The organism is Micromonospora sp. WMMD980, assembly GCF_029626035.1.
Taxonomy (GTDB): domain Bacteria; phylum Actinomycetota; class Actinomycetes; order Mycobacteriales; family Micromonosporaceae; genus Micromonospora.
In genome coordinates this window covers 5,495,958-5,521,745 of sequence record NZ_JARUBE010000003.1, presented here as the reverse complement: position 1 = coordinate 5,521,745, position 25,788 = coordinate 5,495,958, and the positions used below count along the sequence as shown (strand labels likewise).

The window sequence follows — 25,788 nt, the reverse complement described above, 5'->3', positions numbered from 1 at the left end:
CGGGTAACCACGACTCCCTCACCTGGAAGGCGAGGTCTAGGCTGGCCCGGTGGCGGTGGAACAGCAGGCGCGAGGTGCGGCGGGCGCGGCCCGGCGTCGGTCCCGGCGGGACGAGATCCTGGAGATCGCGGTCGGCCTCTTCGCGGCGCGTGGCTATCACGGCGTCTCGATGGACGACATCGGCGCGGCCGCCGGCGTCACCGGTCCGGCGCTCTACCACCACTTCGCCGGCAAGGAGGCGATGCTGGCCGCCGCGCTGATCCCGGTCAGCGAGGGGCTGCTCGCCGGTGGCCGGGAGCGCGCCGCCGACCACCCGGACGACCCGCGCGGCTCGCTGGAGTCGCTCATCGACTTCCACGTCGAGTTCGCGCTCGCCAACCCGGCGGTGATCGCGCTGCACCTGCACGAGCTGGACCGCCTCCCGGACGAGCCGCGCCGCCGCATCCGCCGGCTCCAGCGGATGTACGTCGAGGAGTGGGTCGCCGTGCTGACCGCGCTGCACCCGGGCCTGCCGGACGGCGCCGCCCGGGTGCTCGCCCACGCGGCGTTCGGCCTGATGAACTCCACCCCGTTCCTCGGCGGCGAGGTGGACCGTCGACGCCGGGCCGAGCTGCTGCGCGGCGCCGCCCTGGCGGCCCTGCTGGCACCCACCGACCCTGACACGCCGCGCGCGCCTTAACGCATGTTAAGAAGGGGCCCCGGCTATACACCAGGCGTTAAGAAGGGGCCCTTCCTTGCCGAACATGTTTGATTCGCTGCTGGTGGCCAATCGTGGGGAGATCGCGCGGCGGGTGATCCGCACGGCCAAGCGGCTCGGGGTGCGGGCGATCGCGGTGCACTCGGAGGCCGACGCCGACCTGCCGTTCGTGACCGAGGCCGACGAGGCGATCTGCGTCGGGCCCGCCAACCCGGCGCAGAGCTACCGGAACGTCGAGGCGATCCTCGCCGCCGCCCGCAGCACCGGCGCGCAGGCGATCCACCCCGGCTACGGCTTCCTCTCGGAGAACGCCGACTTCGCCCGTACCGTGTCCGAGGCCGGCCTGATCTGGGTCGGGCCGGGCGCGGACGCGATCACCGCGATGGGCGACAAGATCAACGCGCGGAACCTGATGGCGGCGGCCGGCGTTCCGGTCGCGCCCGGCGCCACCGAGCCGGCCGCCGACCTGGACGCGGCCGTCGCCGCCGCCGCCGGGATCGGCTACCCGGTGATGGTGAAGGCCGCGGCGGGCGGCGGCGGCATGGGCATGGGTGTGGCCGCCGACGAGGCCGGTCTGCGCACCGAGTACGACAAGGTCCGCGCGTTCGCCGAGCGCATGTTCGGCGACGGCTCGGTGTTGATCGAGCGCTACTTCCCCCGGGTACGCCACGTCGAGGTGCAGATCCTCGGCCTGGCCGACGGCCGGGTGGTGGCACTCGGCGAGCGCGAGTGTTCGGTGCAGCGACGCAACCAGAAGCTGGTCGAGGAGTCGCCGTCCCCGGCGGTCTCGCCGGAACTGCGCGAGCGGTTCCTGGCGGCGGCGGTCCGCGCCGGCGAGGCGGTGAACTACCGCAACGCCGGGACGGTCGAGTGCCTGCTCGACCCCAGCACGCAGGAGTTCTTCTTCCTGGAGATGAACACGCGTCTCCAGGTCGAGCACCCGGTCACCGAGTACGTCTACGGCGTCGACCTGGTCGAGGAGCAGCTCCGGGTGGCGGCCGGCCTGCCACCGACGTTCGACCCGGATGCGCTCGCCCCGCGCGGGCACGCGATCGAGCTGCGGGTCAATGCCGAGGACCCGAAGCGGTTCCTGCCCGGCCCGGGCGCGATCCGGACCTGGGTGGAGCCCGATGGCGAGGGCGTCCGGGTGGACTCCGGCTACGTCGCGGGCAACACGGTCACCCCGTTCTACGACAGCCTGCTGGCGAAGCTGATCGTCAGCGGTGACACCCGGGAGCAGGCGGTCGAGCGGGCCCGGGCGGCGGTGGCCCGGTTCGAGATCGCCGGGCCGAAGAACAACCTGCCGTTCTTCGCCGAGCTGCTGGAGAACCCGGAGTTCCTCTCCGGCGACTACGACACCGGCATCGTGGGCCGGATGCGCTGAACCGACCGGCGCCGGAGGGCCGGGCCCGCTACCGGCCGCCCGGCGTCGGGAGGGGAGCCGGCCCGAGCTGGTCGCGGCGGCGGGTGAGGTAGGCCCGCTCCGCGCTGTTGCCGGCTAGGTCGATGGCCCGGTCGTACGCCACCCGCGCGCCGCCGTCGCGTCCGAGTCGCCGCAGGAGGTCGGCGCGGGCGGCGTGCAGGGCGTGGTAGCCGTCGAGGACCGGCGCGAGTCGTTCGACCTCGGCCAGCCCGGCCCCGGGGCCGTCCACCTCGGCGACCGCGACCGCGCGGTTGAGCCGCACGATCGGTGAGGGATCGAGCAGCGCCAGCCGGTCGTAGAGCGCGAGGATCGTGGACCAGTTGGTGTCCCGCGCGGTCGGGGCATCCGCGTGGACCGCGTTGATCGCGGCCTGCACCTGGTAGCGCCCGGGCGGGTCACCGCCGGCCGCCAGCGCCTCGATCCGCTCTCGCACCAGCGCCCTGCCCTCGGCGGCACGGACCCGGTCCCAGGCGCCGCGGTCCTGCTCGGCGAGCGTCACCAGCTCCCCGGCACCGGACACGCGTGCCGGCCGCCGGGCGTCGAGGAGGAGCATCAGGGCGAGCAGACCGGCCACCTCGCCGTCGTCCGGAAGCAGGGTGCGGAGCAGGCGGCCGAGGTGGATGGCCTGGTCGCAGAGGTCGACGCGGACCGGATCGGCGCCTCCGCCGGCGAGGTAGCCCTCGTTGAAGACGAGGTAGACGACCGCCAGCACGCCGGCGCGCCGCTCGCGGATGTCGGCCCTCGACGGCACCCGGTAGGGGATGCCGGCCGCTCGGATCTTGTCCTTGGCCCGGGTGATCCGGCGCGCCATCGTGGTCTCCCGGACCAGGAAGGCGCGGGCGATCTCGGCGACGGTGAGGCCGCCGAGCAGGCGCAGGGTGAGTGCCACCCGGGCCTCCATGGCGAGGGCCGGATCGCAGCAGGTGAAGACCAGTCTGAGCCGGTCGTCGTCGATCGGGCCGGTCGGTCGGGGCGGGGTGTCGTCGTGCACCAGTCGGGCCGCCCGGTGTTTGGCGTCGCGCTGCGACTCGCGCCGGAACCAGTCGATCGCCTTGCGGGTCGCGGTGGTGGCGAGCCAGCCGCCGGGACTGGGCGGCACGCCCTCCGCCGGCCACCGGGCCGCAGCCGCGGCGAACGCCTCGGCGGTGGCCTCCTCGGCCACGTGCAGGTCGCCGAAGCGGCGCGCGAGGCCGGCGACCAGCCCCGCCCACTCCTCGCGGTGGGCGCGGGTGATCGCTTCCTCGGCGGACATCAGGTGCCGCTGCGCCGGGTCTGACCGGGGCCGCGGAACCGGTGCACCTCGTGGGGCCAGTCGAGCGCGGTGGTGAGCCGGCCGGCCCAGTGTCGCGCCGCCTCGTCGTCGGCCACGTCCACGACGACGAAGCCGCCGAGGTGCTCCTTGGTCTCGGCGTACGGGCCGTCGGTGAAGACCGGCCGGCCGTCGACCGGCTCGACGCCGCACACCACGGTGGACGGGTCGAGCCCGCCGTTGGCGAAGAGCAGCACGTCCTCCGCGAGCATCTCCTCGATCACCACCCGGACCGCCGCGTCCTTCTCCCGCGCCTGTTCCGCCGTGTGTTCGGGCACCCATTCGTCGTTGAACGCGATCAGGTACTCCGTCATGGTCGTCTCCTCAAGATCCCGCGCGGCGGCCCGATCAGCCGCGGCACACCAACTCCACGAACGGCTGCGCCCCGATCCGACACCATCCGAGGAGCTCCGGCAAGGCGACCCCCGGTCGTGGTGACACACTTCTTGAAGATGAGGCACGAACGACGTCACAGCGAGGTGACCCCTTATGGCGGAACTGCCGGACCACGTCAGCATCCGTGAGGTCGGCCCCCGGGACGGGCTGCAGAACGAGGAGCCGATCCCGACCGACGCCAAGGTGCGGCTGCTCGACGCGCTGTCCCGGACCGGGGGGCGGCGGATCGAGGCCGTCTCCTTCGTGCACCCGAAGGCGATCCCGCAGATGGCTGACGCCGACGAGGTGTGGCAGCGGGCGGAGAAGATCGACGGGGTGCGCTACTCGGCGCTGGTGCCGAACACCCGGGGCGCGCGGCGGGCGCTGGCCGCCGGCTTCACCGAGATCGAGGTGGTGGTGTCGGCCAGCGACACGCACAACCGGCGCAACGTGAACCGCTCGACGGAGGAGTCGCTGGACGACATCGCCGAGCTGATCGACCTGCTGCACGGCGCGGGCGCGACCGCCGAGGTGATCGTGGCGACCAGCTTCGGCTGCCCCTACGAGGGTGACGTGGACCCGCGGCGGGTCGCCGGGATCGTCGACCGGGTCGCCCGCGACGGCGCGGACCGGGTCGCCTTCGGCGACACCACCGGCATGGGCACGCCCCGGCGGGTCCGCGAGCTGGTCACCGCGGTCCGGGACCGCAACGCCCACCTGCCGGTGCTGCTGCACTTCCACAACACCCGGGGCACCGCGCTGGCCAACATGCTCACCGCGATGGAGTTGGGCGTCACCGAGTTCGACGCCAGCGTCGGCGGCCTCGGCGGCTGCCCGTACGCGCCGGGGGCCAGCGGCAACCTGGCCACCGAGGAGGCCGTGCACATGCTGCACGACATGGGCGTGGAAACCGGCATCGACCTGGACGCGCTGATCGGGGCGGCGGAGCTGGCCGAGCGGCTGGTCGGCAAGAAGCTCCCGTCGGGCGTGCTCCGCGCCGGGCCGCGTACCCGCCTCACCCCGCTGCCGGGCTGACCGCGCCGCCCGCTCCCGCCGGGGTCGCCGGAGGGGGCGGGCGTGGGGTAGCCTAACGATCGTTCAGGTCGGTGGGGTGGCGAGGGAGTCGGCGTGACGCTCGACGGTGAGGCTCTGGAGCAGTTGCGCAAGCGCGCCCGTGCCGGCGGTGCGGACAAATACCACGCGGCCAACGCCGCGAAGGGCAAGCTGTTCGCCCGTGAGCGGGTGGCGCACCTGGTCGACGAGGGCTCGTTCGTCGAGGACGGGCTCTATGCCAACGCGATGGCCGACGGGCTGCCCGCCGACGGGGTGGTGACCGGCACCGCGACCATCGACGGCCGGCCGGTCTGCCTGATGGCGAACGACTCCACGGTCAAGGCCGGAAGCTGGGGCGCGCGCACCGTCGAGAAGATCATCCGGATCATCGAGCGGGCCTACGCGACCAAGGTGCCGATGGTCTACCTGGTCGACTCCGCGGGCGCCCGGATCACCGACCAGGTCGACCTGTTCCCGGGTCGCCGCGGCGCCGGCAAGATCTTCTGGAACCAGGTCCGGGCCTCCGGCGCGATCCCGCAGGTCTGTGCGCTCTTCGGGCCCAGCGCGGCCGGCGGGGCGTACATTCCGGCGTTCTGCGACGTGGTGGCCATGGTGGACGGCAACGCCAGCATGTATCTCGGCTCCGACCGGATGGTCGAGATGGTCACCGGCGAGAAGACCACGCTGGAGGCGATGGGTGGGGCCAAGGTGCACTGCACCGAGTCCGGCGTGGGTCACTTCCTCTGCAAGACCGAGACCGACGCGCTCGACGTGGTGCGGACCTACCTGTCCTACCTGCCGGCCAACTGGACCGAGGCGCCGCCGGCCGCCGAGGCGAGGCCGGCGCCCGAGAAGGCTGACCTGGCCGCGCTGGTCCCCGCCAGCGAGCGGCAGGCGTTCGACATGCGGCGGTACGTCAAGGGCCTGGTCGACGAGGGCAGCTTCTTCGAGATCCAGGCGCTCTGGGCCAAGGAGCTGACCATCGGCTTCGGCCGGCTGAACGGCGAGGTCGTCGGCGTGGTCGGCAACAACTCGATGTTCAAGGGCGGCGTGCTCTTCGTCGACTCGGCGGACAAGGCGACCCGGTTCGTGCAGCTCTGCGACGCGTTCAACGTGCCGCTGCTGTTCCTCAGCGACGTGCCCGGCTTCATGGTCGGCAGCGCGGTGGAGAAGCAGGGCATCATCCGGCACGGCGCGAAGATGATCACGGCGATCTCCGAGGCGACCGTGCCGAAGATCTGCGTGGTGGTCCGCAAGGCGTACGGCGCGGGCCTCTACGCGATGGCCGGTCCCGGCTTCGAGCCCGACGCCACCATCGCGCTGCCCACCGCGAAGATCGCGGTGATGGGCGCCGAGGCCGCGGTCAACGCCGTCTACGCCAACAAGATCGCCGCGATCGCCGACGAGACCGAGCGGGGCCGCGTTCGTCGCCGCGAAGCGCGAGGAGTACGAGCGCGACATCGACGTCGTCCGGCTCGCCAGCGAGCTGGTGGTGGACGCGATCGTCGAGCCACACGAGCTGCGCGCCGAGCTGGTCCGCCGCTTCACCGCCGCCCGCACCAAGAACCGCGACTTCTCCACGCGTCGCCACGGCGTCACCCCCGTCTGACCGGTAAGGAAGGGCCCCCGCTTAACGCCTGGTGCAGAGGAAGGGGCCCCGCTTAACGCTTCAGCCGCTCCCGGTGTCACGAGCGCCGGCGGCCCGCCCCTTCCCAGGAGGATCGACATGGACTTCCGGCTCGACGAGGAGCAGCAGGCGCTGCGGGAGAGCGTCCGGGACTTCGCCCGCGAGGTGGTCGCCCCGGTGATCGCCGAGCACTACGAGAAGCACACCTTCCCGTACGAGGTCATTCGGCAGATGGGCAAGATGGGCCTGTTCGGCCTGCCCTTCGCCGAGGAGCACGGCGGCATGGGCGGTGACTACTTCGCGCTCTGCCTGGCCCTGGAGGAGTTGGCCCGGGTTGACTCCAGCGTGGCGATCACCCTGGAGGCGGCGGTGTCGCTGGGCGCGATGCCGATCTACCGCTTCGGCACCGAGGAGCAGAAGGCGCGCTGGCTGCCGAAGCTGCTCAGCGGTGAGGCGCTGGCCGGCTTCGGGCTGACCGAGCCGGGCACCGGCTCCGACGCCGGCGGCACCCAGACCCGGGCGGTGCTCGACGAGGCGACGGACGAGTGGGTGATCAACGGTTCGAAGGCGTTCATCACCAACTCCGGCACCGACATCACCGCGATGGTCACCGTCACCGCGGTGACCGGCACCCGGCCGGACGGCGGCAAGGAGCTGTCCACCATCATCGTGCCGTCCGGCACGCCCGGCTTCACCGTCGCGCCCGGCTACTCCAAGGTCGGCTGGACCGCCTCGGACACCCACGAGTTGACCTTCGACGACTGCCGGGTGCCGGCGGCCAACCTGCTCGGCGAGCGCGGTCGGGGCTTCGCCCAGTTCCTGCGCATCCTGGACGAGGGCCGGATCGCCATCGCGGCGCTCGCCGTCGGCCTGGCCCAGGGCTGCGTCGACGAGTCGATCAAGTACGCCAAGGAGCGTCAGGCGTTCGGCCAGCCGATCGGCAACTACCAGGCGATCCAGTTCAAGATCGCCGACATGGAGATGAAGGCGCACACCGCCCGGCTGGCCTACTACGACGCGGCCGCCCGGATGCTCGCCGGCGAGCCGTTCAAGCGGCAGGCGGCGATCGCCAAGTTGCACGCCAGCACCGTCGCGGTGGACAACGCCCGGGAGGCGACCCAGATCCACGGCGGCTACGGCTTCATGAACGAGTACCCGGTCGCCCGCTTCTGGCGCGACTCCAAGATCCTGGAGATCGGCGAGGGCACCAGCGAGGTGCAGCGCATGATCATCGCGCGCGACCTCGGCATGTGACCGCCGCCCGCCTCGGCCGTCTGTCGGATATCGGCGTCATACGGTCGGGTGGTTGACGATCGGCTGTGGAGCGTCGGATCCCGTCCGTACTCTTCGTGCCCATGACTCCCGACCATGATCGTTCGCGGGGCCCGGCTGGCCGGACACCGCTGTCCGATCTGTTGCGTGGGCATCGGCTCGTCGCCGGCCTGACCCAGGCCGACCTGGCCGACCGGGCGGGCGTGGGAGTGCGGACCGTCCGTGACCTGGAGCGGGGCCGGGCCACCCGGCCCCAACGCACCACTGTCGATCTACTCGCCGACGCGCTCGGCCTGACCGGCGCCTCCCGGCGGGAGTTCGTCGCCGCCGCCCGGCCGGCCGCCGCCGCGCCGGTCGAGGTCGAACCCGATCCGGGGACGCCGGTCGCGCTGCCCCAGCCCATGCCACTGCTCGGCCGGGAGCGCGACACGGCCGAGGTCTCCGCCCTGCTCGACGCTTATCCGGTGGTGAGCCTGGTCGGTCTGGCCGGCGTCGGCAAGACCGCGCTCGCGCTCACCGTCGCCCACGCGGTCGCGGCCCGACACCCGGCCGGGGTGGCCGGAGTGCTGGTCGGCGAGGGCTCGGACGCCGCCGACGTGCTCGCCGCCTCGACGTCGGTGTTCGGCGTGAACCGGCTCGCCGACCTCTCCTGCCGGCTCGCCGACCGGCCGGCGCTGCTGCTGGTCGACGCCGTCGACCGGGCGCCCGAAGCGGTGGCCGAGGCGCTGCGGTCGCTGGCCGAGGCCGCGCCGGGCCTGCGGGTGCTGGTGACCGGCCGCCGGCCGGTCGGGCTTTCCGGCGAGCTGGTCCGGCCGGTCGCGCCGCTCGACGTGCCGCCGGCCGGCATGGATCCCGCGGACCGCGCCGAACTGGACCGCTGGCCCGCCGCCGCGCTCTTCGCCGCCCGGTTCACCCAGGCTCGGCACGCGCCACCCACCCGGGCCGAGCTGCCGGCACTCGCCGCGCTGGTGCGCCGCCTGGGCGGGCTGCCCCTGGCGATCGAGTTGATGGCCGCGCGGGGCCGCATCCTCGATGTCACCGAGCTGCTGGACCGCTACGGCGACCGCGTCCTCGACCTGGCCGGCGTGCGCCCCGGCTGGGAGCCGGCCGATCCGGTCGCCGGCACGGTGACCTTGCGGGAGGCGGTGGCGACCAGCTATCACCTGCTCGCCTCCGCCGACCGTGCCGCGCTGCGCCGGCTGTCCGCGTTCCGCAACCGCTGGTCGGTGGAGCTGGCCGAGGACCTGCTCGCCGAGGGCGGCCACCGGTGGGATGCGGCTCCGCTGCTGGACCGGCTTCGGGAGCTGGGCCTGCTCAGCGTCCGGGGTGCCGGCCCGTTCCGGTTCCGGCTTCTGGACGCGGTCCGCGACTTCGCGGCCGAGCAGGCCGATCTGGAGTTCGAGACGGCGGGCATCCGGCTGCGACACGCGTCGGTGATCGCCGGGCTGGTCCGGCGCACCGCGCCCGGCCTGGTCGGCGCCGAGCTGCCGGGCACCGTGCACCTGCTGGACGAGGCGACCGGTGACATCAGCGCCGCGCTGGCGTACGCCGCCGAGGACGCCCCGGCGATCGCGTTGTTGCTGGCTGCCGCGCTGCCTCGGTGGTGGCGGCTGCGGGGACGGGACGTCTCGGGCCGCCGTTGGCTGCGTCGGTTGCTGGCCGATCCGCGTACCGCCGGGGCGCCGCCGGTGCTGCGGGCCTGGGCGCTGCTCGGCTCGGCCCGGTTGGCCGCCGAGCACGGGGCGGGGCCAGAGGAACTGCCGGCGGCGCGGACGGCGCTGGCCGTCTTCGCCGAGGCCGGCGACGTGACCGGGGAGCTGTCCGCCCGGTCGGTGCTCTGCGCGGTGCTGCGCGGGCTGGGCGCGCACGACGAGGCCCGGGAGCAGGCCGAGGCGGCGCTGGCGCTGGCCACCCGGCACTGTCGGGTACGCGAGATGGCGGTCGCCCAGCACCATCTGACCTGGCACGACGTACGTGTGGGGGAGCTGGCCGGCGGCCGGCGGCGGCTGGCCACAGTCGACCGGCTGGCCGCGCAGTGCGGGGACCAGCGGCTCCGGTTGCTGGCGCGGGCCGACCTCGCCGAGCTGTCCCGGCTGGAGGGCCGCTACGCCGAGGCGGCCGAGCAGGGGCGGCGGGCGGCGGCCGCGCTCGTCGAGCTGGGTGACCCGGGTCGGCGCCGCCGGACGATCGGCGGCGTCGGTCTGGCGCTCGCGCTCCAGGGGCGGGACGACGAGGCGTTGGCGGCGGTGGCCGAGCTGTGGCCGTCGAACCAGGTACCCGGCCCGCGTCGCCCGTCGGCGGTCGAGCGGTGGGATCCGCCCGGTGCCGGCCGGGGCGTCCGCACCGGGGACGCGCTCCGGGCGTTGATCGAGGGCCAGGTGGCGTTGAATCGGGGGGATCGGGAGCTGGCGGCGGAGTGGTTCGCCGCGGCGGCCGAAGCGGCGGCCGGCGCCGCCGACCGGCGGGATCTGGTCGAGGCCCTCGTGGGGTTGGCGGCCAGCACCGGGGAGGTGGCCGTGCTGGACCGGCTGGACCGGGCGCGGCAGGTCACCGGCGTCAGTCTGCTGCCCCGGGAGGAGGAGTTGCTCTATTCCCTGGTGGCGCAGCGGGGACGCGCGCGGTGGGCGTGACCGGAGCCGGTGGGGCTCCCGAGAGGGCGCGGGGGTGGCGCGAGCGAAGTAGCCCCCTGGTGCTGCCCCTCGCTCCACGCTCGCGCCAGCACCCCCGGTGCCCCCCGCTTTCGGCAGCCTATCCAGACACGTCGAACCTTTTGTCGGCGCTTACGGTCTTTTGCCCGCGCGACAAGCCGGTTCTGCCGGTCGTTCTGCCGGTGACCCACGGGTAACGGCGGCTCATGAGGTGCCGGCCGGTTCGGTGCTGCCGGCGGTGGCGCCGGGGTGCACCGCGTCCCGCACCCGGCGCAGCCCGTCCAGCAGCCCGGCGAGCTCGGCCGGTGCGAGCTGGCCGGTGAACCACTGCTCGATGATCGTCAGGTGGCCGGGGAGGGTCTCGTCCAGTCGACCCAGCCCGGCGGCGGTGACCACCGCGAACGAGCTGCGCCGGTCCGACGGGCAGGCCCGGCGGCGGATCAGGCCGTCGCGCTCCATCCGGTCGACCACCCGGGTGACGCCGCTCGTGGAGAGCGAGGTCTGCGCCGCGAGGTCGGTCATCCGCAGCTGGTTGTTGGGCGAGCGGGCGAGGCGGGTGAGCACCTCGAACTCGACGGGGGAGAGCCCGTGCTCCTCGAACTGGGCGGCGAACCGGGCGGAGAGCCCGGCGTGCGCCTCGTAGAGGAGGCCGACGGCGGTGATCCGAGGATCGTCGAACACGTTCTGGTCCACGCCACCCATCCTAGCAATACTTGACACAAGGAATATTGTCAAAGCTATAGTTGCTTAGTCAGTCTTTGGGCTACTAAACAATCTTCTCCGGAGGAGAGCACCATGACCAGCAACACCGACGCCGTTACCCGCGACTGGGAGGGTCTCACCATCCCGGCCCCCGGCACCTACCTCCTGGACGCCTCACACAAGCGGGTCGGCTTCGTCGGGCGGCACATGATGGTCAGCAAGGTACGCGGTGACTTCGCCGACGCCACCGCCACCATCACCGTCACCGAAGACCCGATGCATTCCACGGTCACCGCCAGCATCCAGGCCGCCAGCATCACCACCGCGCAGGCCGACCGGGACGCCCACCTGCGCAGCCCGGAGTTCCTCGACGTCGAGAAGTTCCCGACGCTGGAGTTCCGCAGCACCGGCGTGAAGTCCCGGGAGGGCAACGAGTTCGTGCTCTCCGGCGAGCTGACCATCAAGGACGTGACCCGTCCGGTGGACCTCGAGGTCGAGTTCGAGGGTGTCGGCCGCAGCCCGTTCGGGGAGGACATCTTCGGCTTCTCCGCGCACACCGAGATCGACCGGGAGGACTTCGGCCTGACCTGGAACGTCGCCCTGGAGACCGGTGGCGTCCTGGTCGGCCGCAAGGTCAAGATCGAGATCGAGGGCGAGGCCATCCGTCAGGGCTGAGCCGTCGCCAGGCCCGCGGGCCCGCACCGTCGCACCGGCGGTGGCGGGCCCGCCGGCGTATCCGGGGTCGTGCGGATTGTCACGTGATGTTCGCTGTTTACACGCGATGCGCGAGGTCGCGGCGGGGTACAGGTGCAGACCTGCACCCGACCGCGCTTCCACCAGGGCCGGGCGCACTTACGCAGACCACGTGGATGGTTCACAATGCGTTGCGGAACGCCAACGGTTCCGTCGCGCCGGCGCCGGGAGGACACATGGGCAGGGACGTCGAGCAGGGCGCCTTCTCCCGCGAGGATCGGGTCCGCTACCGGCAGAAGGTCCGGCGGTGCCTGGACGTCTTCGCGTTGATGCTCGACGACTTCGGCTTCGACGCCGACCGGCCGATGACCGGGTTGGAGATCGAGTTGAACCTGGTCGACGCCGCCGCCGAGCCGGCCATGCGCAACGACCAGATCCTGGCCGACATCGCCGACCCGCTCTTTCAGAGCGAGTTGGGCCGGTTCAACCTCGAACTGAACGCGTCGCCCCGGCTGATCGACGGCACCGGGTTCACCGACTACGAGCAGGATCTGCGCAGCAGCCTCAGCCGCGCCGACGAGCGGGCCGCCAAGTCCGAGGCCACCATCGTGATGGTCGGCATCCTGCCTACCCTCACCGAGCGTCACCTGGTCGCCGACAACCTCTCCACCGACGAGCGTTACCGGGTGCTCAACGACCAGATCGTCGGCGCCCGCGGCGAGGACATCGAGCTGGACATCAACGGCGTCGAGCGGCTGCGTACGCATACCGACTCGATCGCGCCCGAGGCGGCCTGCACCAGCCTCCAGTTCCATCTCCAGGTCGCGCCGGACAGCTTCGCCGACCACTGGAACGCCTCCCAGGCGATCGCCGGCGTCCAGGTCGCCGTCGGCGCCAACTCGCCGTTCCTCTACGGCCGCCAGCTCTGGGCGGAGACCCGGATCGCCCTGTTCGAGCAGGCCACCGACACCCGGCCGGACGAGTTGAAGGCCCAGGGCGTACGCCCGCGGGTCTGGTTCGGCGAGCGCTGGATCACCTCGATCTTCGACCTGTTCGAGGAGAACGTCCGCTACTTCCCGCCGCTGCTGCCGATCTGCGAGGAGGAGGACCCGGTCGAGGTGCTGCACGCCGGCGGCGTGCCCCAGCTCGGTGAGCTGCGGCTGCACAACGGCACCGTCTACCGCTGGAACCGCCCGGTCTACGACATCATGAACGACCGCCCGCACCTGCGGGTGGAGAACCGGGTGTTGCCCGCCGGCCCGACCGTGGTGGACATGCTCGCCAACGCCGCGTTCTACTTCGGCCTCGCCCGCGGCCTCGCCGAGGCGGAACGCCCCATCTGGAGCCAGCTCACGTTCTCCTCGGCCGAGGAGAACTTCCACGCCGCCGCCCGGCGCGGCATCGACGCGGTGCTGCACTGGCCCCGGCTCGGCGACGTGCCGGTCACCACGCTCGTCCTCGACACGCTGCTGCCGGTGGCCGCGCAAGGGCTGGACGGGTTCGGCGTCGCCCCGGCCGAGCGGGACCGCCTCCTCGGCGTGATCGAGGGGCGCTGCCGTACCGGCCGCAACGGCGCGGTCTGGCAGACCGAGACGGTGTGGGCGGCCGAGCGGCACCGCGGGATGGACCGGACGGCCGCGCTGCACCACATGGTCCAGCGCTACGCCGAGCTTCAACGCACCAACGAGCCCGTCCACACCTGGCCCGTCGACTGAGGTGCAAGGCGGGGCCCCTTGTTAACGCCTGCGGTAGAGGCGGGGCCCCCGCTCAACACGCGCTCCACGGGTAACGGCGGGATCAGCGGGTACGGCGACGGCTCTTCGGCTCGGCGACCGTGGCGTCCCCGGTCTCCGGTTCGTCGACAGCGGCCCGGTCGGTGGTGCTGACCTGCGGCGCGTCGTCGGACTGCCGCTGCTGCGGCACCGCCCGGCTCCGACGAGCGGCGGTCGACCGCGCGCCCCCGCCCGACGGCCCGGCCCCGCCCGACGGTCCCGCCTGCCCGTCGGACGCCCGTCCGGCGCGGCTCGCCGTCCCGCCCTGCTCATCCGCCGTGACCGCGTCGCGGCCCGAGCCGGTCGGCGCGTCGCGACCTGGGCCGCGTACCGCGTCGCGACCCGAGCCGGTCAGGGCGTCGCGGCCTGAGCCTGCCGTCGCCTCCGGGTCGTGCTCGGTCGCAGGCGCCGGCCCGCCGGGCGGACCCGACACCTCCACCGGAGTCCGTCCACTGTCCGGTCGGCTTCCGGTGGAAGCCGGGACGTCAGTCGTCCCGGTCCCGTCGGCCGCGCCGCCCGGTCGGTTCCCGGAGGTCGGCGCGGTGGCGGACGCGGCGCGACGCCGGAAGAACCGCCCGGCCGGCCTCGTCCCGGCCGGCTGCTGCCCGCCGGCCAGCGGCTCCTCGGCGGCCCTGCGCTCCTCGGCGGCCCTGCGCTCCTCGGCGGCCCTGCGCGCCTCGTCGGAGCCGCGCGCCTCGTCGGAGCCGCGCTTCTCGTTGCCCGGCTCCGGGTCCCCGCCGTTTTGGTCGGGCCCGGCCGCCGACGTGCGGTCCGCGGCGCGCCGGTCGGACCGCTGAGCCAGCGCGGCCACCAGGGCCGAGCCGCCCACGCCGGCGATCACCGCGTACGGGGCGATCAGGTGGGCCGACAACTGCTCGGCGGCGATCCCGGCCAGCCGCGGCACGGCCAGCAGGTAGGCCAGCGCGACCAGCAGCGGACCGGCCGCCCCGGAGGCGGTCACGCCGACGCGTGCCCGGGGCGACCGCGCCGCGCGGCGGGCGGCCAGCACGCCGATCAGCAGGGCGGAGCCCAGCGAGAGCAGTGCCCCCGGCCAGTAGAAGTAGTCGCGGATCCAGAACCCGGCGCGGTCCGCGCTGATCTGCCAGATGCCGAGCTGTGCGGTGGTGAGACCCCGGCCGGAGAGCACCCCGTCCACCACCGACACCACGGCGAGCAGCCAGAGCCAGCCGGTGGTGGCCAACAGGTTCGTAGCGGCGGCGCGGGTGTGCAGCGCCCAGGTCGCCAACAGCACGCCGAGCACCAGGCCGGCCGCGGCGTAGGCGGCGGCGACGGTCTGCGGCGCGGTCGTGTCCGGCACCCGGGCCGCTCGCGCCGGCACCGCCACCAGCAGCACGGTGACCAGCGCGCCGACACCTGCGGCGAGCGCGATCCCGAGCCGGGGCAGCGTGCCCACCGGTTCGTCGCCGCCGCGCAGGCGCTGTGCACAGACCGCACCGACGACGACCGAGGTCGCAGCGATCCAGGTGGCCCAGGCGAGGCTCGCCACCCAGGCCGACTCGACCCGCACGGCGCCGGTGGGCGCCCAGTTGATGATGCCGAGCCCGTAGCCGAAGCCGAGCTGCGCGGCGCCCGCTCCGGCAGCCACGCCGAGCGCGGCGGCGGTCGATCCTCCCCAGCCCCGTCTGGCCATGCGGGGCAGCGTAGCGTCCCGAGGTCGGCCCGGCGAGTCGTGGGAGCTGCCGGCCGGGCGTGAGTGCCTTGGCGGCACCGGCTACGGTCGCCGATGACTGAGGCGGTGGACGCGATGACTGACGATCGGCAGCCGGTGGGCGACGAGGCCGGCCCGGACCGGACCCGGCTGCTGGTCGGCGGCGGCCTGGCCGCGCTCCTGTTGGCGGTGATCGGTGCCAGCGGGGGGTGGGTGCTGGCCGGGGAGCCGGACCGGCCCACCGCCTCGTCCGAGTCGACGCCACCACCGGCTGCTCCGTCCTCCCCGGCAGGTGAGGCGACGTCCACCGGGTCCCGGCCCGGCGAGGACCGCCCGACCGGCACGCGGTCGACCACCCCGTCCGGTCTCGCGGTGCCGGAGCTGGTGGGCACCGACTTCGAGCGGGCCCGGCAGGAGCTGCGGGAACGCAAGCTCGGCTGGCGGCTGGTGTTCGGCGACGGCTCGGGCCGGTCGGTGGAACGCACCTCACCGCGGGCCGGCTCATCGGTCAGGCGCGGTGTCACCGTCACCGTCTGGGTGGCCGGGCCGGCACCAGCCGTCACAGTGCCCGACCTGGCCGGCCGGTCCTGCTCCGATGCGGCCGACGAACTGGTGGAGGCCGGGCTCTATCCCCGCTACCGAACCGGCCGCCAGGGTGCGGTGACCGCGCAGGACCCGGCCGCCGGGAGCGCCGCTCGCTGGAACGACCAGATCGCGCTGACCTGTGGCACCGCGCCCTCCGACCCGCCGACGGCCACCGGCCCACCGACACCCTGACGACACGGGCGACCGGGCGGGCCGGCGCGCTGATCCCGGCCGGCTTGGTCGCGGCCCGCTACCTTTGACGTTCGAGGGCCGCGTGCCCCGTCCCGGTGGGGAGGACGTGTGCCATGAGCGACGACCGTCAGGAGCCACCGGCCGGTGACGCGGACGCGACCCGGGCGCTGCCGCCGGACCGGGGCGCCGCCGCCACCCCGCCCGACCCGGACGCGACGCGGGCGATGCCCCGCGGCACGGCCGGCGCCGAGGACGTGGATGCCACGCGGGCGATGCCCCGCGAGACGGCCGGCGCCGAGGACGCGGACGCGACGCGGGCGATGCCCCGCAACGCCGCCGGCAGCGCGGACGCCACGCGGGCGATGCCCGGTGACCGAGGTGGGGACGCGACGCGGATCCAACCCGGCGGCGACGCCACCCGGCCGCTGCCCGGTGGGACGGGCCGGCCTCTCGACGCCACCAGCCGCCAGGAGCCGGTCGGCGGTGGGGCCTGGTCGGGGCGGGCCGGGGTGCCGCCGCCACGACCTGCCGGCTACCCGGAGCCGGGCGCCGAGTGGTACGGCGACGAGCAGGCCGGCCGCCGCTGGTGGATGCCGATCCTGCTGGGCATCCTCGCCCTGGTCCTGATCGGGTTGATCGCGCTCGGGGTCTGGCTGGCCCTGCGCGCCGCGGACCGCGACTCCGGGCCGGGCGCGTCGCCGTCGGCGGTCCCGAGCACCTCCGCGCCGACGAGCGCCGCGCCGACGAGCGCGTCGCCGAGCAGCTCACCGCCGAGCACACCGCCGACCACGACGGCGGCGGCCGAGGTGCCGATGCCGCCGCTGGTGGGGCTCCCGGAGACGGCCGCCCGGGCGGCACTGGACCGGCTCGGCATCGACTACCGGGTGCGACGCCGGGCGTCGGACCGGCCGGCCGGCACGGTGATCGCCACGGATCCCGAGGCCGGTTACTCGGTGGGCGAGGGCGAACGGGTCACCATCGTGGTGGCCGAGCCGGCGGCGCCCACCACCGGGGCGCCGACGACCGCGCGGACCACCTCGGGCTCCACGCCGACCACCACCGCGACCCCCTGACGGTCACCACTGGCGGCGGCGGGTGCCGACCAGGCCGAGCCCGGCCAGCGAGATGGCCAGTCCGAGCAGACCGGTGTAGAAGAGCGACCGGCCGGGCTCGATCGGGTCGCCGGCGGGCTCGGCGAGCGAGCCCGCCCCGGCGCCGACGCCTGCCGTGCCGGTCGGGGGGATGGCCGCGTCGGCACCGGCCGCCGGCTCGTCCTCGTCCGGTTCGGATTCGTCCGGCGCGGTCCCGACGCCCGCGCCGGCGTCGCCCTCGGCCACGGTGATCTCGGGAGCGGGTACGGGCTCGGCCAGCTGCTGGGTTGCGGAGAGGGCCGGGTGGCGGACCACGAGCGCGAGCGCGGTCGCGGCCCCGAGGAACACGAGGAGCCCGAGGGCGTAGCCGATGCGGGACCGACGGTGCCGCCGCGCGGCAGACAGTTTGACCATGACCATCCCTGGTTCAGGGTCCGAGGCGCGCGGGGTGGAACGTGCCGGGGTGGGCGTACCGATTCTATGGCGGCGGTACGCCCATCCGGCCGGGAATCGTGAGGTCAGCCCACCCGTACCGGGGTCCGTGCGATCGGCCGCCGGGCGGTGCGGACGGTGTGCTGACGAGGGACCGGCGCGGCCTGGACCTGCCGCAGCCCCTCCTGCTGTACGAAGATCGACCGCCGGTTGACCGCGTCCCCCGCCGCGTTCAACTCGTAGCCGTCGAGCCAGAGCCAACCGTCGTAGGTCGGCCAGTCGAGCACCCGGATCATCCGGAACATGATCGGTCGGAGGAACTGGACACTCGCCGCGCGCGTCACGTGCAGTACGTCACCGGAGCGGGGAAGCACATGGGCTCCTGGGAAGGTTCGGCCGGCGGCGGGGCCGGCGAGGCTGAACGGGGGTCGGGTGCGGTCCGGGGACGGGGGTTCTGCCTCGTGGACCGACGGTTCGGTGGGGCGGTGCTGGTCGGGCCGTACCCACGGTGGCGGACCGCCACCCGACCATCACCCGGCTGCTCCCGGTTACCGCTCCCGCCGCCGCAGCCGAGCCGGCGTGCAGCGGCGGGGTCTTCATTCCGGTGCAGGTCTCACGGCGCGGGACGGCTCCCCTCCGGCCGTCCCACGAACCGTGGTGTCACCACGCCCGGAGATCAAGCGAAGACGGTGAGTAACCCGTGCCATACGGACAGAGTGCATCAGCGACGTGCGTCATGCAAGTTGCACGTCGACTTTTGCCGATAGGTGAGCGGGACACGTGAACGGGACGCTTGAAGCCTCAGGTGTCGGGACGGCACACTGGACGCCGGTTTCGCCCGTCGCGGCCGGTCGACGACCGGCACCACCCCCGCCGCGAACGCTTGCCCGCCGGCCCCGAAGCCGCGTACCGAGGAGTGCTCGTGAGCGAACGGCGCAGCCCGACCATCCGCCGGCGCCGCCTCGGGGCCGAACTCCGCCGCCAGCGGGAGGCCGCCGGCATCACCATAGAGGCGGTCGCCGAGCAACTGGAGTGCTCGGCGTCGAAGGTCTCCCGCATCGAGACCGGGCACACCACCGCGACGCCCCGCGACGTGCGGGACATGCTCCGCATCTACGGGGTGGTCGGCGCGGAGAGCGACGAGTTGGTGCAGATCGCCCGGGAGGCGCGGCAGAAGGGCTGGTGGCACCCCTACAGCACGGTGCTGGTCGGCGCGTACGTCGGCCTGGAGGCCGCGGCCAGCCAGATCCGGGCGTACGAACAGCAGGTCGTGCCCGGCCTGTTGGAGACCGAGGAGTACGCCGGTGCGATGATCCGCGCCGCCCGGCCGGACTTCACCGCCGAACAGATCGACCAACGGGTGCGTGTCCGACTGGGCCGTCAGTCGTTGTTGACGCAGGACGATCCGGTCGATCTGTGGGTGGTGCTCGATGAGGCGGTGCTGAGCCGGCCGGTTGGCGGCGACGCGGTGATGCGTGGCCAGCTCAAGCGGTTGGTGGAGGTGGCCGAACTGCCGAACGTGACGGTGCAGGTCCTGCCCTTCGAGGTGGGTGCGCACGCCGGCATGGACGGGACCTTCACGATCCTCAGCTTCCCCGAACCGAGTGATCCGGATGTCGTGTACGCGGAGAACGCCACGGGTGGGCTCTTCCTGGAGAAGAGCGACGAACTGCAGAAGTACAGCTTCATCTTCGATCACATTCGAGCAGCGGCCATACGACCGGAGGAGTCCGTCGCACACATCGCGAAACTGGCAGAGGAGCCGCTGTGGAAATGGCGACCAAGGAGTTCCCCGTGGACCTGACGCAGGCGACGTGGTTCAAGAGCTCGAAGAGCGGGCCGAACTGCGACAACTGCGTGGAGGTCGCTTACGTGACCGGGGCGGTCGGCGTCCGGGACTCGAAGGACAAGGCCGGTCCGGCTTTGGTCTTCGCCCCGGGTGACTGGCACGCCTTCGTCGCCGGCGCCAGGGGCGAGACCTTCGGTCGGAGCTGATCGGCACCACCGAAGCATGGTCCCGCCCGGCAGCGTCGCCGGGCGGGACCGTTCCGTCCCCCGCACCGCCGCGTGCCGTCACCCGTCGCCAGTTCCGTTCCGCCTCGTTGAACCGCACGGATCGGCAACCGAACGAGGCAGGCGAGACGGATGACGACGATCGGTTCAGAGAATCTCACCAACGGTCCGGGCAAGCCGGAGCGGTTCGGTGGCAAGTATCGCGGGGCGCGCCGGGACACCGTCCTGACCGAGGTGGTCTCCGGCGAGGGCGAGGACCTCGCCGGCCGGGACGCCGGCACCCCGGAGCAGGTCGCCCCGGCGCTCTCCCTGCCGTCGCTCGACCCGAACCCGCTCACCGAGCCGTCCTTCCCGCCCAGCGGGTGGCCGATGGAGCGGCAGGAGTCCCTGGTGGACCACCCGCTGCTGCGCGGCCTGCTGCTGGAGTTGCCCCCGAAGGGCAGCGTGCCGCCGCCCGGCTGGCTCGACCGGTGGTTCGAGGCGACCCGGGCGATCCTGGAACTGCTATACGTGCAGGGCACGAGCCGCACGCGCTGACACCGCCGGCGCCGCGCCGGCCGGCGGCAACGCCCGCTCGGCGAGCCGGTTGTGCCGCAGCGCGTGGCGTACCCCGATCGCGGCGACGCCGAGGACCGCGACCGTGATCGCCGGTCCGGCCACGCCCGGCGCGGCGGCCAGGTCGACCCCGACGGCCGGGAGCATCGCCGCGAGCACCGCGAGCGCGGTGGCGTGGAGCGGAAGCGCGATCAGCGGATGCGCGGCGGCCGCCCGCAGCCCGTGCGGCGCCGGTGTTCCCGGCGCGGTGGCGAAGGCGCCCGCGCCGGCCCGCAGCCGGCGGATCCGGCGCACCGTGCAGCCGGCGACGAGCGCGGCCGGCACCGCCGCGACGGCGAGCCCGGCGGTGGCCCGATCGAGCGCCGTGTCACCGGCGCTCTGCAGGCCCGCGCCCAGGGCCGCCGCGGTGAGCGCGAGGCCGGTCAGCACCAGGGCGGACAACCATCCGGTACGCCGACGCAGCGCCCGCGCGCGGTCCAGCCCGGGCAGGCCCTCCGCCACCAGCGCGGCGGCCAGCCAGACGGCGGCGACGGGAAGCAGCACGGCGAGACGGTCATCCATGGCCCCAGCCTTGCCCACTTCGACGCGCGCCGAATCCGGGACGGCACCCCGGTCGACCCGGAACGTCGTCCCGTAGGGGACGACGTCAGACGTCGAACGTGGCGGGCCGCTCGGTGGCCGGTGGCGGCGGGGTGGCCCGCCACACGCCGGTCTTCTGCGCCGCGAGCCGGGCCAGGTAGGCCGGGTTGAGGATGACGTAGCGCCGCCACAGCCGCTTCGGCTCCAGGCCGAGCCGCCAGAACCACTCCAGCCCGGCCCGCTGCATCCACGGCGGTGGGTTTCGCAGCAGCCCGGCGTGGTAGTCGAACGCCGCGCCGACCGCCATCAGCGGCATGTCCAGCAGCGGCCGCATGGCGTGGGCGAAGACCTCCTGCCGGGGGCAACCCAGCCCGACCAGGACGAGGCGGGCGCCGCTGTCGCGGATCCGCTCGGCGATCTCGGCGTCCTCACCGGGGTTCGCCGCCCGGAACTTGGACGGTTCGACCCCGGCGATCTTCAGCGCCGGGAACCGGCGCTCCAGCGCCGGGATCAACCGGGCCAGGGTCTCCTCGGTGGAGCCGTAGAGATAGACCGGAAGCCCTTCGTCGGCGAACCGGGACAGCACCCGAAGGGTCAGTTCCGGGCCGTAGACGCGGTCGGTGAGGTTGGCGCCGTGCAGCAGGTTGAGCGCCCAGCGCACCGGCTGCCCGTCCGGGGTGACCACGTCGAACGAGTTGAGCCGGGCGTTGTGCGCCGGGTCGAGCACGCCCGTCATGACGCCGTGCACGGCCAGCGCGGTCAGGGCCAGCGGCCGGCGCTCCCGGGCGGCGTCGACCACCGCCTCGGTGGCCCGGGCGTAGTCGGTGGCGTCGACGCCGACGCCGAGCACGTTGCGCTTGGTGTCGGCGGTCATGCCTTCGGCACCCACTTGTCGGCGTTCGCCTCGTGGATCTCGCGGAGGATCATCGGGACGTCGTAGGTGATCTTCCAGGCCGGGTAGTGCTCCTCGAACCGGGCCATGCTGCTGACGTACCACTGGTGGTCGCCGGTGCGGGCCTGCTCGACGTAGTTGATCCGCGCCTCGCGGCCGGTGATCTCCTGGGCGATCCGGAACGCCTCGATGTGCGAGGTGTTCGAGTGTCGGCCGCCGCCGAGGTTGTAGACCTGGGCGGAACGCGGCTCGCGGAAGAACGCCTCGAACGCGGTGAGCACGTCGTGGGAGTGGATGGCGTCGCGGACCATCTTCCCCTTGTAGCCGAAGAGGTTGTACGTCCGGCCCTCCATCACGCACCGCATCAGGTACGCCAGGAAGCCGTGCAGCTCGGCCGCCGAGTGCGCCGGGCCGGTGAGTGTGCCGCCGCGGAAACAGGCGGTCTTCATGTCGAAGTAGCGGCCGTACTCCTGGACCATCACGTCGGCGGCGACCTTCGAGGCGCCGAAGATCGAGTGCAGCGACTCGTCGATCGACATGTCCTCGGTGATGCCGCCGTACCAGTGGTGGTCCTCGGGCAGCTCGTAGCGGGTCTCCAGCTCGATCAGCGGCAGCGTGTTCGGCCGGTCGCCGTAGACCTTGTTGGTGGAACAGTGGATGAACGGCGCGTCGATCGCGTGTCGCCTGGTGTTCTCCAGCACGTTGAGCGTGCCGCCCGCGTTGACGTCGAAGTCGGTGTAGGGCTCCTTGGCGGCCCAGTCGTGACTCGGCTGGGCGGCGCTGTGGATCACCACGGCGATATCCCGCCCGTAGCGGGTGAACACCTTCTCGAGTCCGTCCCGGTCCCGGATGTCCACGGCGTGGTGGGTGTAGGCGGGCCCGAGGTCGGCGGCGAGCCGGTCGAGGCTCCAGGCGGTCGAGCCGTCCTCGCCGAAGAAGTACCGCCGCATGTCGTTGTCGATGCCGACCACGTCGAGACCGAGGCCGGCGAAGTGCCGGGCCGCCTCGGAGCCGATCAGACCGCCGGAACCGGTCACCAACGCGACACTCACACGCCACTCCTGGTCCATGGGAGGCAGGGAAACCATCGGAGCATAGCGTGACGTCCGGTACGCCCCGATACGGCGCGAGGGCCCCGCAGCCTGCGGAGCCCTCGTTCTGGTGGGGATGGGGGGAGTTGAACCCCCACGTCCTTTCGGACACACGGACCTGAACCGTGCGCGTCTGCCATTCCGCCACATCCCCGTGGCACGACCGGGACACCATATCGCACCCCGTGCCCGCCATCTGCGGCAGGTGCCGGGACATATTACGCTGTCCACTGGTCACGCCACGAACGATCACCGTTCGTGGCGGGCGAAACTGTAGCACGCTCGCGGGCCTGGTCACGAACGGGTCGACGGTGGCCGGCCGAGCGGCGTGTGAGCTGCGGAGGCGGTGTCCGGATACCATCATTGCCTCGGGACCCGAGGAGGAGCCGGTGAGCGTGCTGCAACGCTTCGAGAAGCGTCTGGAAGGCCTGGTCGAGGGGGCCTTCGCCAAGGTCTTCAAAGGGGTGGTCCACCCCGTGGAGATCCTCAACGCCATGCAGCGGGAGGCCGAGGCGCACAAGGCGATCCTGGCCGGTGGGCGCACGTTGGTGCCCAACCGCTACGTGATCGATCTCTCGCCCTACGACCACAGTCGCCTGGCGCCGTACGCCGCCGCGCTGGCCCAGGAGTTGGCCCAGTCGCAGGCGGAGTTCATCGGCGAGCAGGCCTGGACGGTCTACGGCGACGTGATCGTCGAGGTCGAGCGTGGTGAGGGGCTGGACACCGGCATGTTCCGGGTGACCGCCGAGGTCTACACCGGCGGCGACGTCGCGCCGGTCTCCGCGCCCGGCGGCTACGACCAGGGCGGCGGCTACGACGCCGGCCCGGCGTACCCGGGCTACGACCAGGGCGGCGGCTACGGCCCCCCGCCCGGCCACGGCGGCGGCCGCAACGTGCGGCTGGTCTCCGGCGACGGCCGCACCTACCCGTTGCAGATGGGCTCGACCGTGATCGGTCGCGGTGACCAGGCCAACCTGCGCCTGCCCGACGTCGGGATCTCCCGGCGGCACGCCCGGCTGGACTTCGACGGCGGCCAGGTCGTGCTGACCGACCTCGGGTCCACGAACGGCACGATGGTCAACGGCCAGCGGGTCTCGGCGGTGGCCCTCAACCCCGGCGACATGATCCAGCTCGGCACCACGACGCTGACCTTCCGCGTGGACGGCTGATCCCCGTTGCCGGAGCTCGTCATCACCGTCGCCCGGTTCGGTTTCCTCATCCTGCTGTGGATCTTCGTCTTCACGGTGGTCGGCGTGATCCGCCGGGACCTCTTCGCGGGGGCCCGGTCGGGTCGGCTGGTGGCCGCGCCACGGGGGGTGGGCGCGTCGACCAGCCAGCCGAGCGGCAAGCCGGCGAAGGTCAAGCGGGGTCGCGCCGCCCACCAGATGGTGGTCACCGCCGGTCAGTTGGCCGGCACGCGGATCACCCTCGGGGAGGCCCAGATCACCATCGGCCGGGCGGAGGACTCGACACTGGTGATCACCGACGACTACGCCTCGGCGCGACACGCCCGGCTGGTCCCGCGCGACGGGCAGTGGTACGTGGAGGACCTCGGATCGACTAACGGCACCTACCTCGATCGCGCTAAGGTCACCGGACCAACCCCCGTCCCCCTCGGCGTGCCGATCCGGATCGGCCGCACTTCCCTCGAATTACGGCCATGACTCTGACCCTGCGCTACGCGGCCCACAGCGACCGCGGTCTGATCCGAGACGGCAATCAGGATTCCGTCTACGCCGGACCGCGGCTGCTCGCCGTTGCCGACGGCATGGGCGGCATGGCCGCCGGTGACGTCGCCAGCAACATCGTCATCGGTGCCATGGCGCCGCTCGACGAGGACGTCCCCGGTGACGCCCTGGTCGACGCGCTCCGATCTGCCGTGGGCACCGCCAACCAGCAGCTCCGCGACACCGTGGATGCCAACCCGCAGCTGGAGGGGATGGGCACGACGCTCACCGCAACCCTCTTCTCCGGCAGCAAGCTCGGCATGGTCCACATCGGTGACTCCCGGGCCTACCTCCTGCGCAACGGCGAGTTCGCGCAGATCACCAAGGACGACACCTACGTCCAGATGCTCGTCGACGAGGGCCGGATCAGCGCGGAGGAGGCGAGCAGTCACCCCCAGCGCTCGCTGCTCACCCGCGCGCTCGACGGCCGCGACGTCGACCCGGAGTACAGCGTCCGCCAGGTGCTGCCCGGCGACCGCTACCTGATCTGCTCCGACGGCCTCTCCGGCGTGGTCAGCGCGGACACCATCGGCGACACGATGCGGGAATACCCCGACCCGCAGCAGTGCGTGGAGCGGCTGGTGCAGCTCGCGCTGCGCGGCGGCGGCCCGGACAACATCACCGTGATCATCGCCGACGCGACCGACCAGGACATCGTGGAGGCGTCCCCGATCGTCGGCGGCGCCGCCGCCCGCGACCGGGGCATGGCGACGTCGGCGGACGACTCCACCCCGGCGGCCCGCGCCTCGGCGCTGTCTGCCCCGCGTCCGCCCGCTCCCGAGGACCCGGCCGACAACCGTGACGACGAGCCGGAGCAGCGTCGGCGTCGGCCGCTACGGACAGTGGCGATGGCGCTCGCCCTGGCGGTGATCGTCGGTGGTGGCCTCTTCGGCGGCTGGACCTACACGCAGCGGCAGTACTACGTCGGCGCCACCGACGACGGTCAGCTCGCGGTCTTCCGCGGGGTGCCCGGCCAGATCGCCGGGCTCGACCTGTCGGACGTGCACGAGCGCAGCGGGTCCCGGCTCGACGACCTGACGCTGGCCGCCCAGGAGCGGGTGAAGCAGGGCATCCAGGCCAAGAGCGAACCGGATGCCGAGCGCCGGCTGGCGGAGCTGACCAGCGACGACCCGGCCAACCCGAACCTCAAGCCGCTCTGCCCGCCCAGCCCGACGCCCGGCACGCCCGGTCCCAGCCCGGTGGCGACCGCCGGCGTGCTGAGCCCGGCGGCCACCGGCACCCCCGTCGCGCCGACCCGCGCGGCGGGCACGCCGACGCCCGTGCCGACGTTGACCACCACGCCCGACGCCGTACCCTCCGACACCGTTCCGCCGGCCGATCCCGCCGGTTGCCGGTCGCCGGAGTGAGCGCCGGCTCGATCCCGAGGACGC

The 25,788-nt window shown here is 73.2% G+C and carries 23 protein-coding genes, 1 tRNA gene and 2 pseudogenes; 16 read left to right on the top strand and 10 right to left on the bottom strand.

The window, feature by feature from the left end:
• The first annotated feature begins 49 nt into the window (after positions 1–49).
• Positions 50–679 (top strand): TetR/AcrR family transcriptional regulator, encoded by a 630-nt coding sequence (locus tag O7618_RS26020; RefSeq protein ID WP_278108757.1) that lies wholly within the window; start codon positions 50–52, stop codon positions 677–679.
• Between the two features lie 64 nt (positions 680–743).
• Positions 744–2,081 carry a biotin carboxylase N-terminal domain-containing protein gene (locus tag O7618_RS26015; protein ID WP_278108756.1) on the top strand — a complete coding sequence of 446 codons (1,338 nt, stop codon included), beginning with the start codon at positions 744–746 and terminating at the stop codon, positions 2,079–2,081.
• Between the two features lie 28 nt (positions 2,082–2,109).
• Here O7618_RS26015 and O7618_RS26010 read toward each other — a convergent pair whose 3' ends face one another.
• Together O7618_RS26010 and O7618_RS26005 are read right to left on the bottom strand one after the other, a co-directional pair.
• Entirely contained in the window at positions 2,110–3,372 is a 1,263-nt protein-coding gene (locus O7618_RS26010) for a DUF6596 domain-containing protein (RefSeq protein WP_278108755.1), read from the bottom strand.
• On the bottom strand, positions 3,372–3,743 hold the full coding sequence (locus O7618_RS26005; protein WP_278108754.1) for a YciI family protein: 372 nt from the start codon (positions 3,741–3,743) through the stop codon (positions 3,372–3,374). Before O7618_RS26005 ends, O7618_RS26010 begins: the two co-directional genes overlap by 1 nt.
• A gap of 175 nt (positions 3,744–3,918) precedes the next feature.
• Between O7618_RS26005 and O7618_RS26000 the strand changes: the two genes are divergently transcribed.
• The 4 genes and pseudogenes from O7618_RS26000 to O7618_RS25985 all read left to right on the top strand — a co-directional run bounded on the left by O7618_RS26000 (position 3,919) and on the right by O7618_RS25985 (position 10,386).
• Positions 3,919–4,839 carry a hydroxymethylglutaryl-CoA lyase gene (locus O7618_RS26000; protein ID WP_278108753.1) on the top strand — a complete coding sequence of 307 codons (921 nt, stop codon included), beginning with the start codon at positions 3,919–3,921 and terminating at the stop codon, positions 4,837–4,839.
• A 93-nt stretch (positions 4,840–4,932) separates the two neighbouring features.
• Positions 4,933–6,466 (top strand): annotated as a pseudogene (locus tag O7618_RS25995) (acyl-CoA carboxylase subunit beta).
• 117 nt (positions 6,467–6,583) lie between these two features.
• Entirely contained in the window at positions 6,584–7,738 is a 1,155-nt protein-coding gene (locus O7618_RS25990) for an acyl-CoA dehydrogenase family protein (RefSeq protein ID WP_278108752.1), read from the top strand.
• Positions 7,739–7,839: 101 nt separating this feature from the next.
• Complete coding sequence (locus O7618_RS25985) at positions 7,840–10,386, top strand: helix-turn-helix domain-containing protein (protein ID WP_278108751.1); 2,547 nt, start codon at positions 7,840–7,842, stop codon at positions 10,384–10,386.
• 222 nt (positions 10,387–10,608) lie between these two features.
• Here the strand turns inward: O7618_RS25985 and O7618_RS25980 are convergent, their stop codons facing one another.
• Complete coding sequence (locus O7618_RS25980; RefSeq protein ID WP_278108750.1) at positions 10,609–11,097, bottom strand: MarR family transcriptional regulator; 489 nt, start codon at positions 11,095–11,097, stop codon at positions 10,609–10,611.
• A 102-nt stretch (positions 11,098–11,199) separates the two neighbouring features.
• On the opposite strand from O7618_RS25980, the gene O7618_RS25975 reads away from it, so the two are divergent.
• Together O7618_RS25975 and O7618_RS25970 are read left to right on the top strand one after the other, a co-directional pair.
• Positions 11,200–11,781 carry a YceI family protein gene (locus O7618_RS25975; protein ID WP_278108749.1) on the top strand — a complete coding sequence of 194 codons (582 nt, stop codon included), beginning with the start codon at positions 11,200–11,202 and terminating at the stop codon, positions 11,779–11,781.
• Between the two features lie 254 nt (positions 11,782–12,035).
• Positions 12,036–13,514 carry a glutamate--cysteine ligase gene (locus O7618_RS25970; protein WP_278108748.1) on the top strand — a complete coding sequence of 493 codons (1,479 nt, stop codon included), beginning with the start codon at positions 12,036–12,038 and terminating at the stop codon, positions 13,512–13,514.
• Between the two features lie 835 nt (positions 13,515–14,349).
• Here the strand turns inward: O7618_RS25970 and O7618_RS25965 are convergent.
• A pseudogene (locus O7618_RS25965) lies at positions 14,350–15,222 on the bottom strand (hypothetical protein); the annotation flags it as partial.
• A gap of 114 nt (positions 15,223–15,336) precedes the next feature.
• Between O7618_RS25965 and O7618_RS25960 the strand changes: the two are divergent.
• Positions 15,337–16,017, top strand: coding sequence for a PASTA domain-containing protein (locus O7618_RS25960; RefSeq protein WP_278108747.1), 681 nt, complete (start codon positions 15,337–15,339; stop codon positions 16,015–16,017).
• Positions 16,018–16,130: 113 nt separating this feature from the next.
• Complete coding sequence (locus O7618_RS25955) at positions 16,131–17,090, top strand: PASTA domain-containing protein (protein WP_278108746.1); 960 nt, start codon at positions 16,131–16,133, stop codon at positions 17,088–17,090.
• Positions 17,091–17,093: 3 nt separating this feature from the next.
• Here the strand turns inward: O7618_RS25955 and O7618_RS25950 are convergent, their stop codons facing one another.
• Both O7618_RS25950 and O7618_RS25945 read right to left on the bottom strand, forming a co-directional pair.
• Entirely contained in the window at positions 17,094–17,528 is a 435-nt protein-coding gene (locus O7618_RS25950; RefSeq protein WP_278108745.1) for a hypothetical protein, read from the bottom strand.
• Positions 17,529–17,626: 98 nt separating this feature from the next.
• Complete coding sequence (locus tag O7618_RS25945) at positions 17,627–17,914, bottom strand: hypothetical protein (RefSeq protein WP_278108744.1); 288 nt, start codon at positions 17,912–17,914, stop codon at positions 17,627–17,629.
• Between the two features lie 548 nt (positions 17,915–18,462).
• On the opposite strand from O7618_RS25945, the gene O7618_RS25940 reads away from it, so the two are divergent.
• From O7618_RS25940 to O7618_RS25930, 3 genes are all read left to right on the top strand, one after another.
• Entirely contained in the window at positions 18,463–19,344 is an 882-nt protein-coding gene (locus tag O7618_RS25940) for a helix-turn-helix transcriptional regulator (protein ID WP_278108743.1), read from the top strand.
• Positions 19,314–19,535 (top strand): DUF397 domain-containing protein, encoded by a 222-nt coding sequence (locus O7618_RS25935; protein WP_278108742.1) that lies wholly within the window; start codon positions 19,314–19,316, stop codon positions 19,533–19,535. Before O7618_RS25940 ends, O7618_RS25935 begins: the two co-directional genes overlap by 31 nt.
• 150 nt (positions 19,536–19,685) lie before the next feature.
• Positions 19,686–20,090: a hypothetical protein gene (locus O7618_RS25930; RefSeq protein WP_278108741.1), complete on the top strand. Its 405-nt coding sequence runs from the start codon at positions 19,686–19,688 to the stop codon at positions 20,088–20,090.
• Here the strand turns inward: O7618_RS25930 and O7618_RS25925 are convergent.
• The 4 genes from O7618_RS25925 to O7618_RS25910 all read right to left on the bottom strand — a co-directional run bounded on the left by O7618_RS25925 (position 20,058) and on the right by O7618_RS25910 (position 22,824).
• Positions 20,058–20,669 carry a hypothetical protein gene (locus tag O7618_RS25925; protein ID WP_278108740.1) on the bottom strand — a complete coding sequence of 204 codons (612 nt, stop codon included), beginning with the start codon at positions 20,667–20,669 and terminating at the stop codon, positions 20,058–20,060. The two genes, O7618_RS25930 and O7618_RS25925, sit on opposite strands and share 33 nt — an antisense overlap.
• An 85-nt stretch (positions 20,670–20,754) precedes the next feature.
• The gene (locus O7618_RS25920) at positions 20,755–21,561 is read right to left on the bottom strand and encodes a WecB/TagA/CpsF family glycosyltransferase (RefSeq protein WP_278108739.1); all 807 of its coding nucleotides are present in this window, start codon (positions 21,559–21,561) and stop codon (positions 20,755–20,757) included.
• Positions 21,558–22,667, bottom strand: coding sequence for an NAD-dependent epimerase/dehydratase family protein (locus tag O7618_RS25915; RefSeq protein ID WP_278108738.1), 1,110 nt, complete (start codon positions 22,665–22,667; stop codon positions 21,558–21,560). The genes O7618_RS25920 and O7618_RS25915 overlap by 4 nt, the downstream gene beginning before the upstream one ends.
• Before the next feature lie 71 nt (positions 22,668–22,738).
• Positions 22,739–22,824, bottom strand: a tRNA-Leu gene (locus O7618_RS25910).
• A gap of 208 nt (positions 22,825–23,032) precedes the next feature.
• On the opposite strand from O7618_RS25910, the gene O7618_RS25905 reads away from it, so the two are divergent.
• From O7618_RS25905 to O7618_RS25895, 3 genes are read left to right on the top strand one after another with little or no spacing between them, the layout of a single operon-like run.
• Positions 23,033–23,839, top strand: coding sequence for a DUF3662 and FHA domain-containing protein (locus tag O7618_RS25905; RefSeq protein ID WP_278110152.1), 807 nt, complete (start codon positions 23,033–23,035; stop codon positions 23,837–23,839).
• Between the two features lie 6 nt (positions 23,840–23,845).
• The gene (locus O7618_RS25900; RefSeq protein ID WP_278108736.1) at positions 23,846–24,334 is read left to right on the top strand and encodes an FHA domain-containing protein; all 489 of its coding nucleotides are present in this window, start codon (positions 23,846–23,848) and stop codon (positions 24,332–24,334) included.
• On the top strand, positions 24,331–25,764 hold the full coding sequence (locus O7618_RS25895; RefSeq protein WP_278108735.1) for a PP2C family serine/threonine-protein phosphatase: 1,434 nt from the start codon (positions 24,331–24,333) through the stop codon (positions 25,762–25,764). Before O7618_RS25900 ends, O7618_RS25895 begins: the two co-directional genes overlap by 4 nt.
• Positions 25,765–25,788 lie beyond the last annotated feature (24 nt).

Bases quoted from the DNA above. Each gene is read 5' to 3' on its own strand.
- O7618_RS26015 (WP_278108756.1), top strand. From the start codon at position 744: ATGTTTGATTCGCTGCTGGTGGCCAATCGTGGGGAGATCGCGCGGCGG.
- O7618_RS26010 (WP_278108755.1), bottom strand. From the start codon at position 3,372: ATGTCCGCCGAGGAAGCGATCACCCGCGCCCACCGCGAGGAGTGGGCG.
- O7618_RS26005 (WP_278108754.1), bottom strand. From the start codon at position 3,743: ATGACGGAGTACCTGATCGCGTTCAACGACGAATGGGTGCCCGAACAC.
- O7618_RS26000 (WP_278108753.1), top strand. From the start codon at position 3,919: ATGGCGGAACTGCCGGACCACGTCAGCATCCGTGAGGTCGGCCCCCGG.
- O7618_RS25990 (WP_278108752.1), top strand. From the start codon at position 6,584: ATGGACTTCCGGCTCGACGAGGAGCAGCAGGCGCTGCGGGAGAGCGTC.
- O7618_RS25985 (WP_278108751.1), top strand. From the start codon at position 7,840: ATGACTCCCGACCATGATCGTTCGCGGGGCCCGGCTGGCCGGACACCG.
- O7618_RS25975 (WP_278108749.1), top strand. From the start codon at position 11,200: ATGACCAGCAACACCGACGCCGTTACCCGCGACTGGGAGGGTCTCACC.
- O7618_RS25970 (WP_278108748.1), top strand. From the start codon at position 12,036: ATGGGCAGGGACGTCGAGCAGGGCGCCTTCTCCCGCGAGGATCGGGTC.
- O7618_RS25960 (WP_278108747.1), top strand. From the start codon at position 15,337: ATGACTGACGATCGGCAGCCGGTGGGCGACGAGGCCGGCCCGGACCGG.
- O7618_RS25955 (WP_278108746.1), top strand. From the start codon at position 16,131: ATGAGCGACGACCGTCAGGAGCCACCGGCCGGTGACGCGGACGCGACC.
- O7618_RS25950 (WP_278108745.1), bottom strand. From the start codon at position 17,528: ATGGTCATGGTCAAACTGTCTGCCGCGCGGCGGCACCGTCGGTCCCGC.
- O7618_RS25935 (WP_278108742.1), top strand. From the start codon at position 19,314: ATGGCGACCAAGGAGTTCCCCGTGGACCTGACGCAGGCGACGTGGTTC.
- O7618_RS25930 (WP_278108741.1), top strand. From the start codon at position 19,686: ATGACGACGATCGGTTCAGAGAATCTCACCAACGGTCCGGGCAAGCCG.
- O7618_RS25925 (WP_278108740.1), bottom strand. From the start codon at position 20,669: ATGGATGACCGTCTCGCCGTGCTGCTTCCCGTCGCCGCCGTCTGGCTG.
- O7618_RS25920 (WP_278108739.1), bottom strand. From the start codon at position 21,561: ATGACCGCCGACACCAAGCGCAACGTGCTCGGCGTCGGCGTCGACGCC.
- O7618_RS25915 (WP_278108738.1), bottom strand. From the start codon at position 22,667: ATGGTTTCCCTGCCTCCCATGGACCAGGAGTGGCGTGTGAGTGTCGCG.
- O7618_RS25895 (WP_278108735.1), top strand. From the start codon at position 24,331: ATGACTCTGACCCTGCGCTACGCGGCCCACAGCGACCGCGGTCTGATC.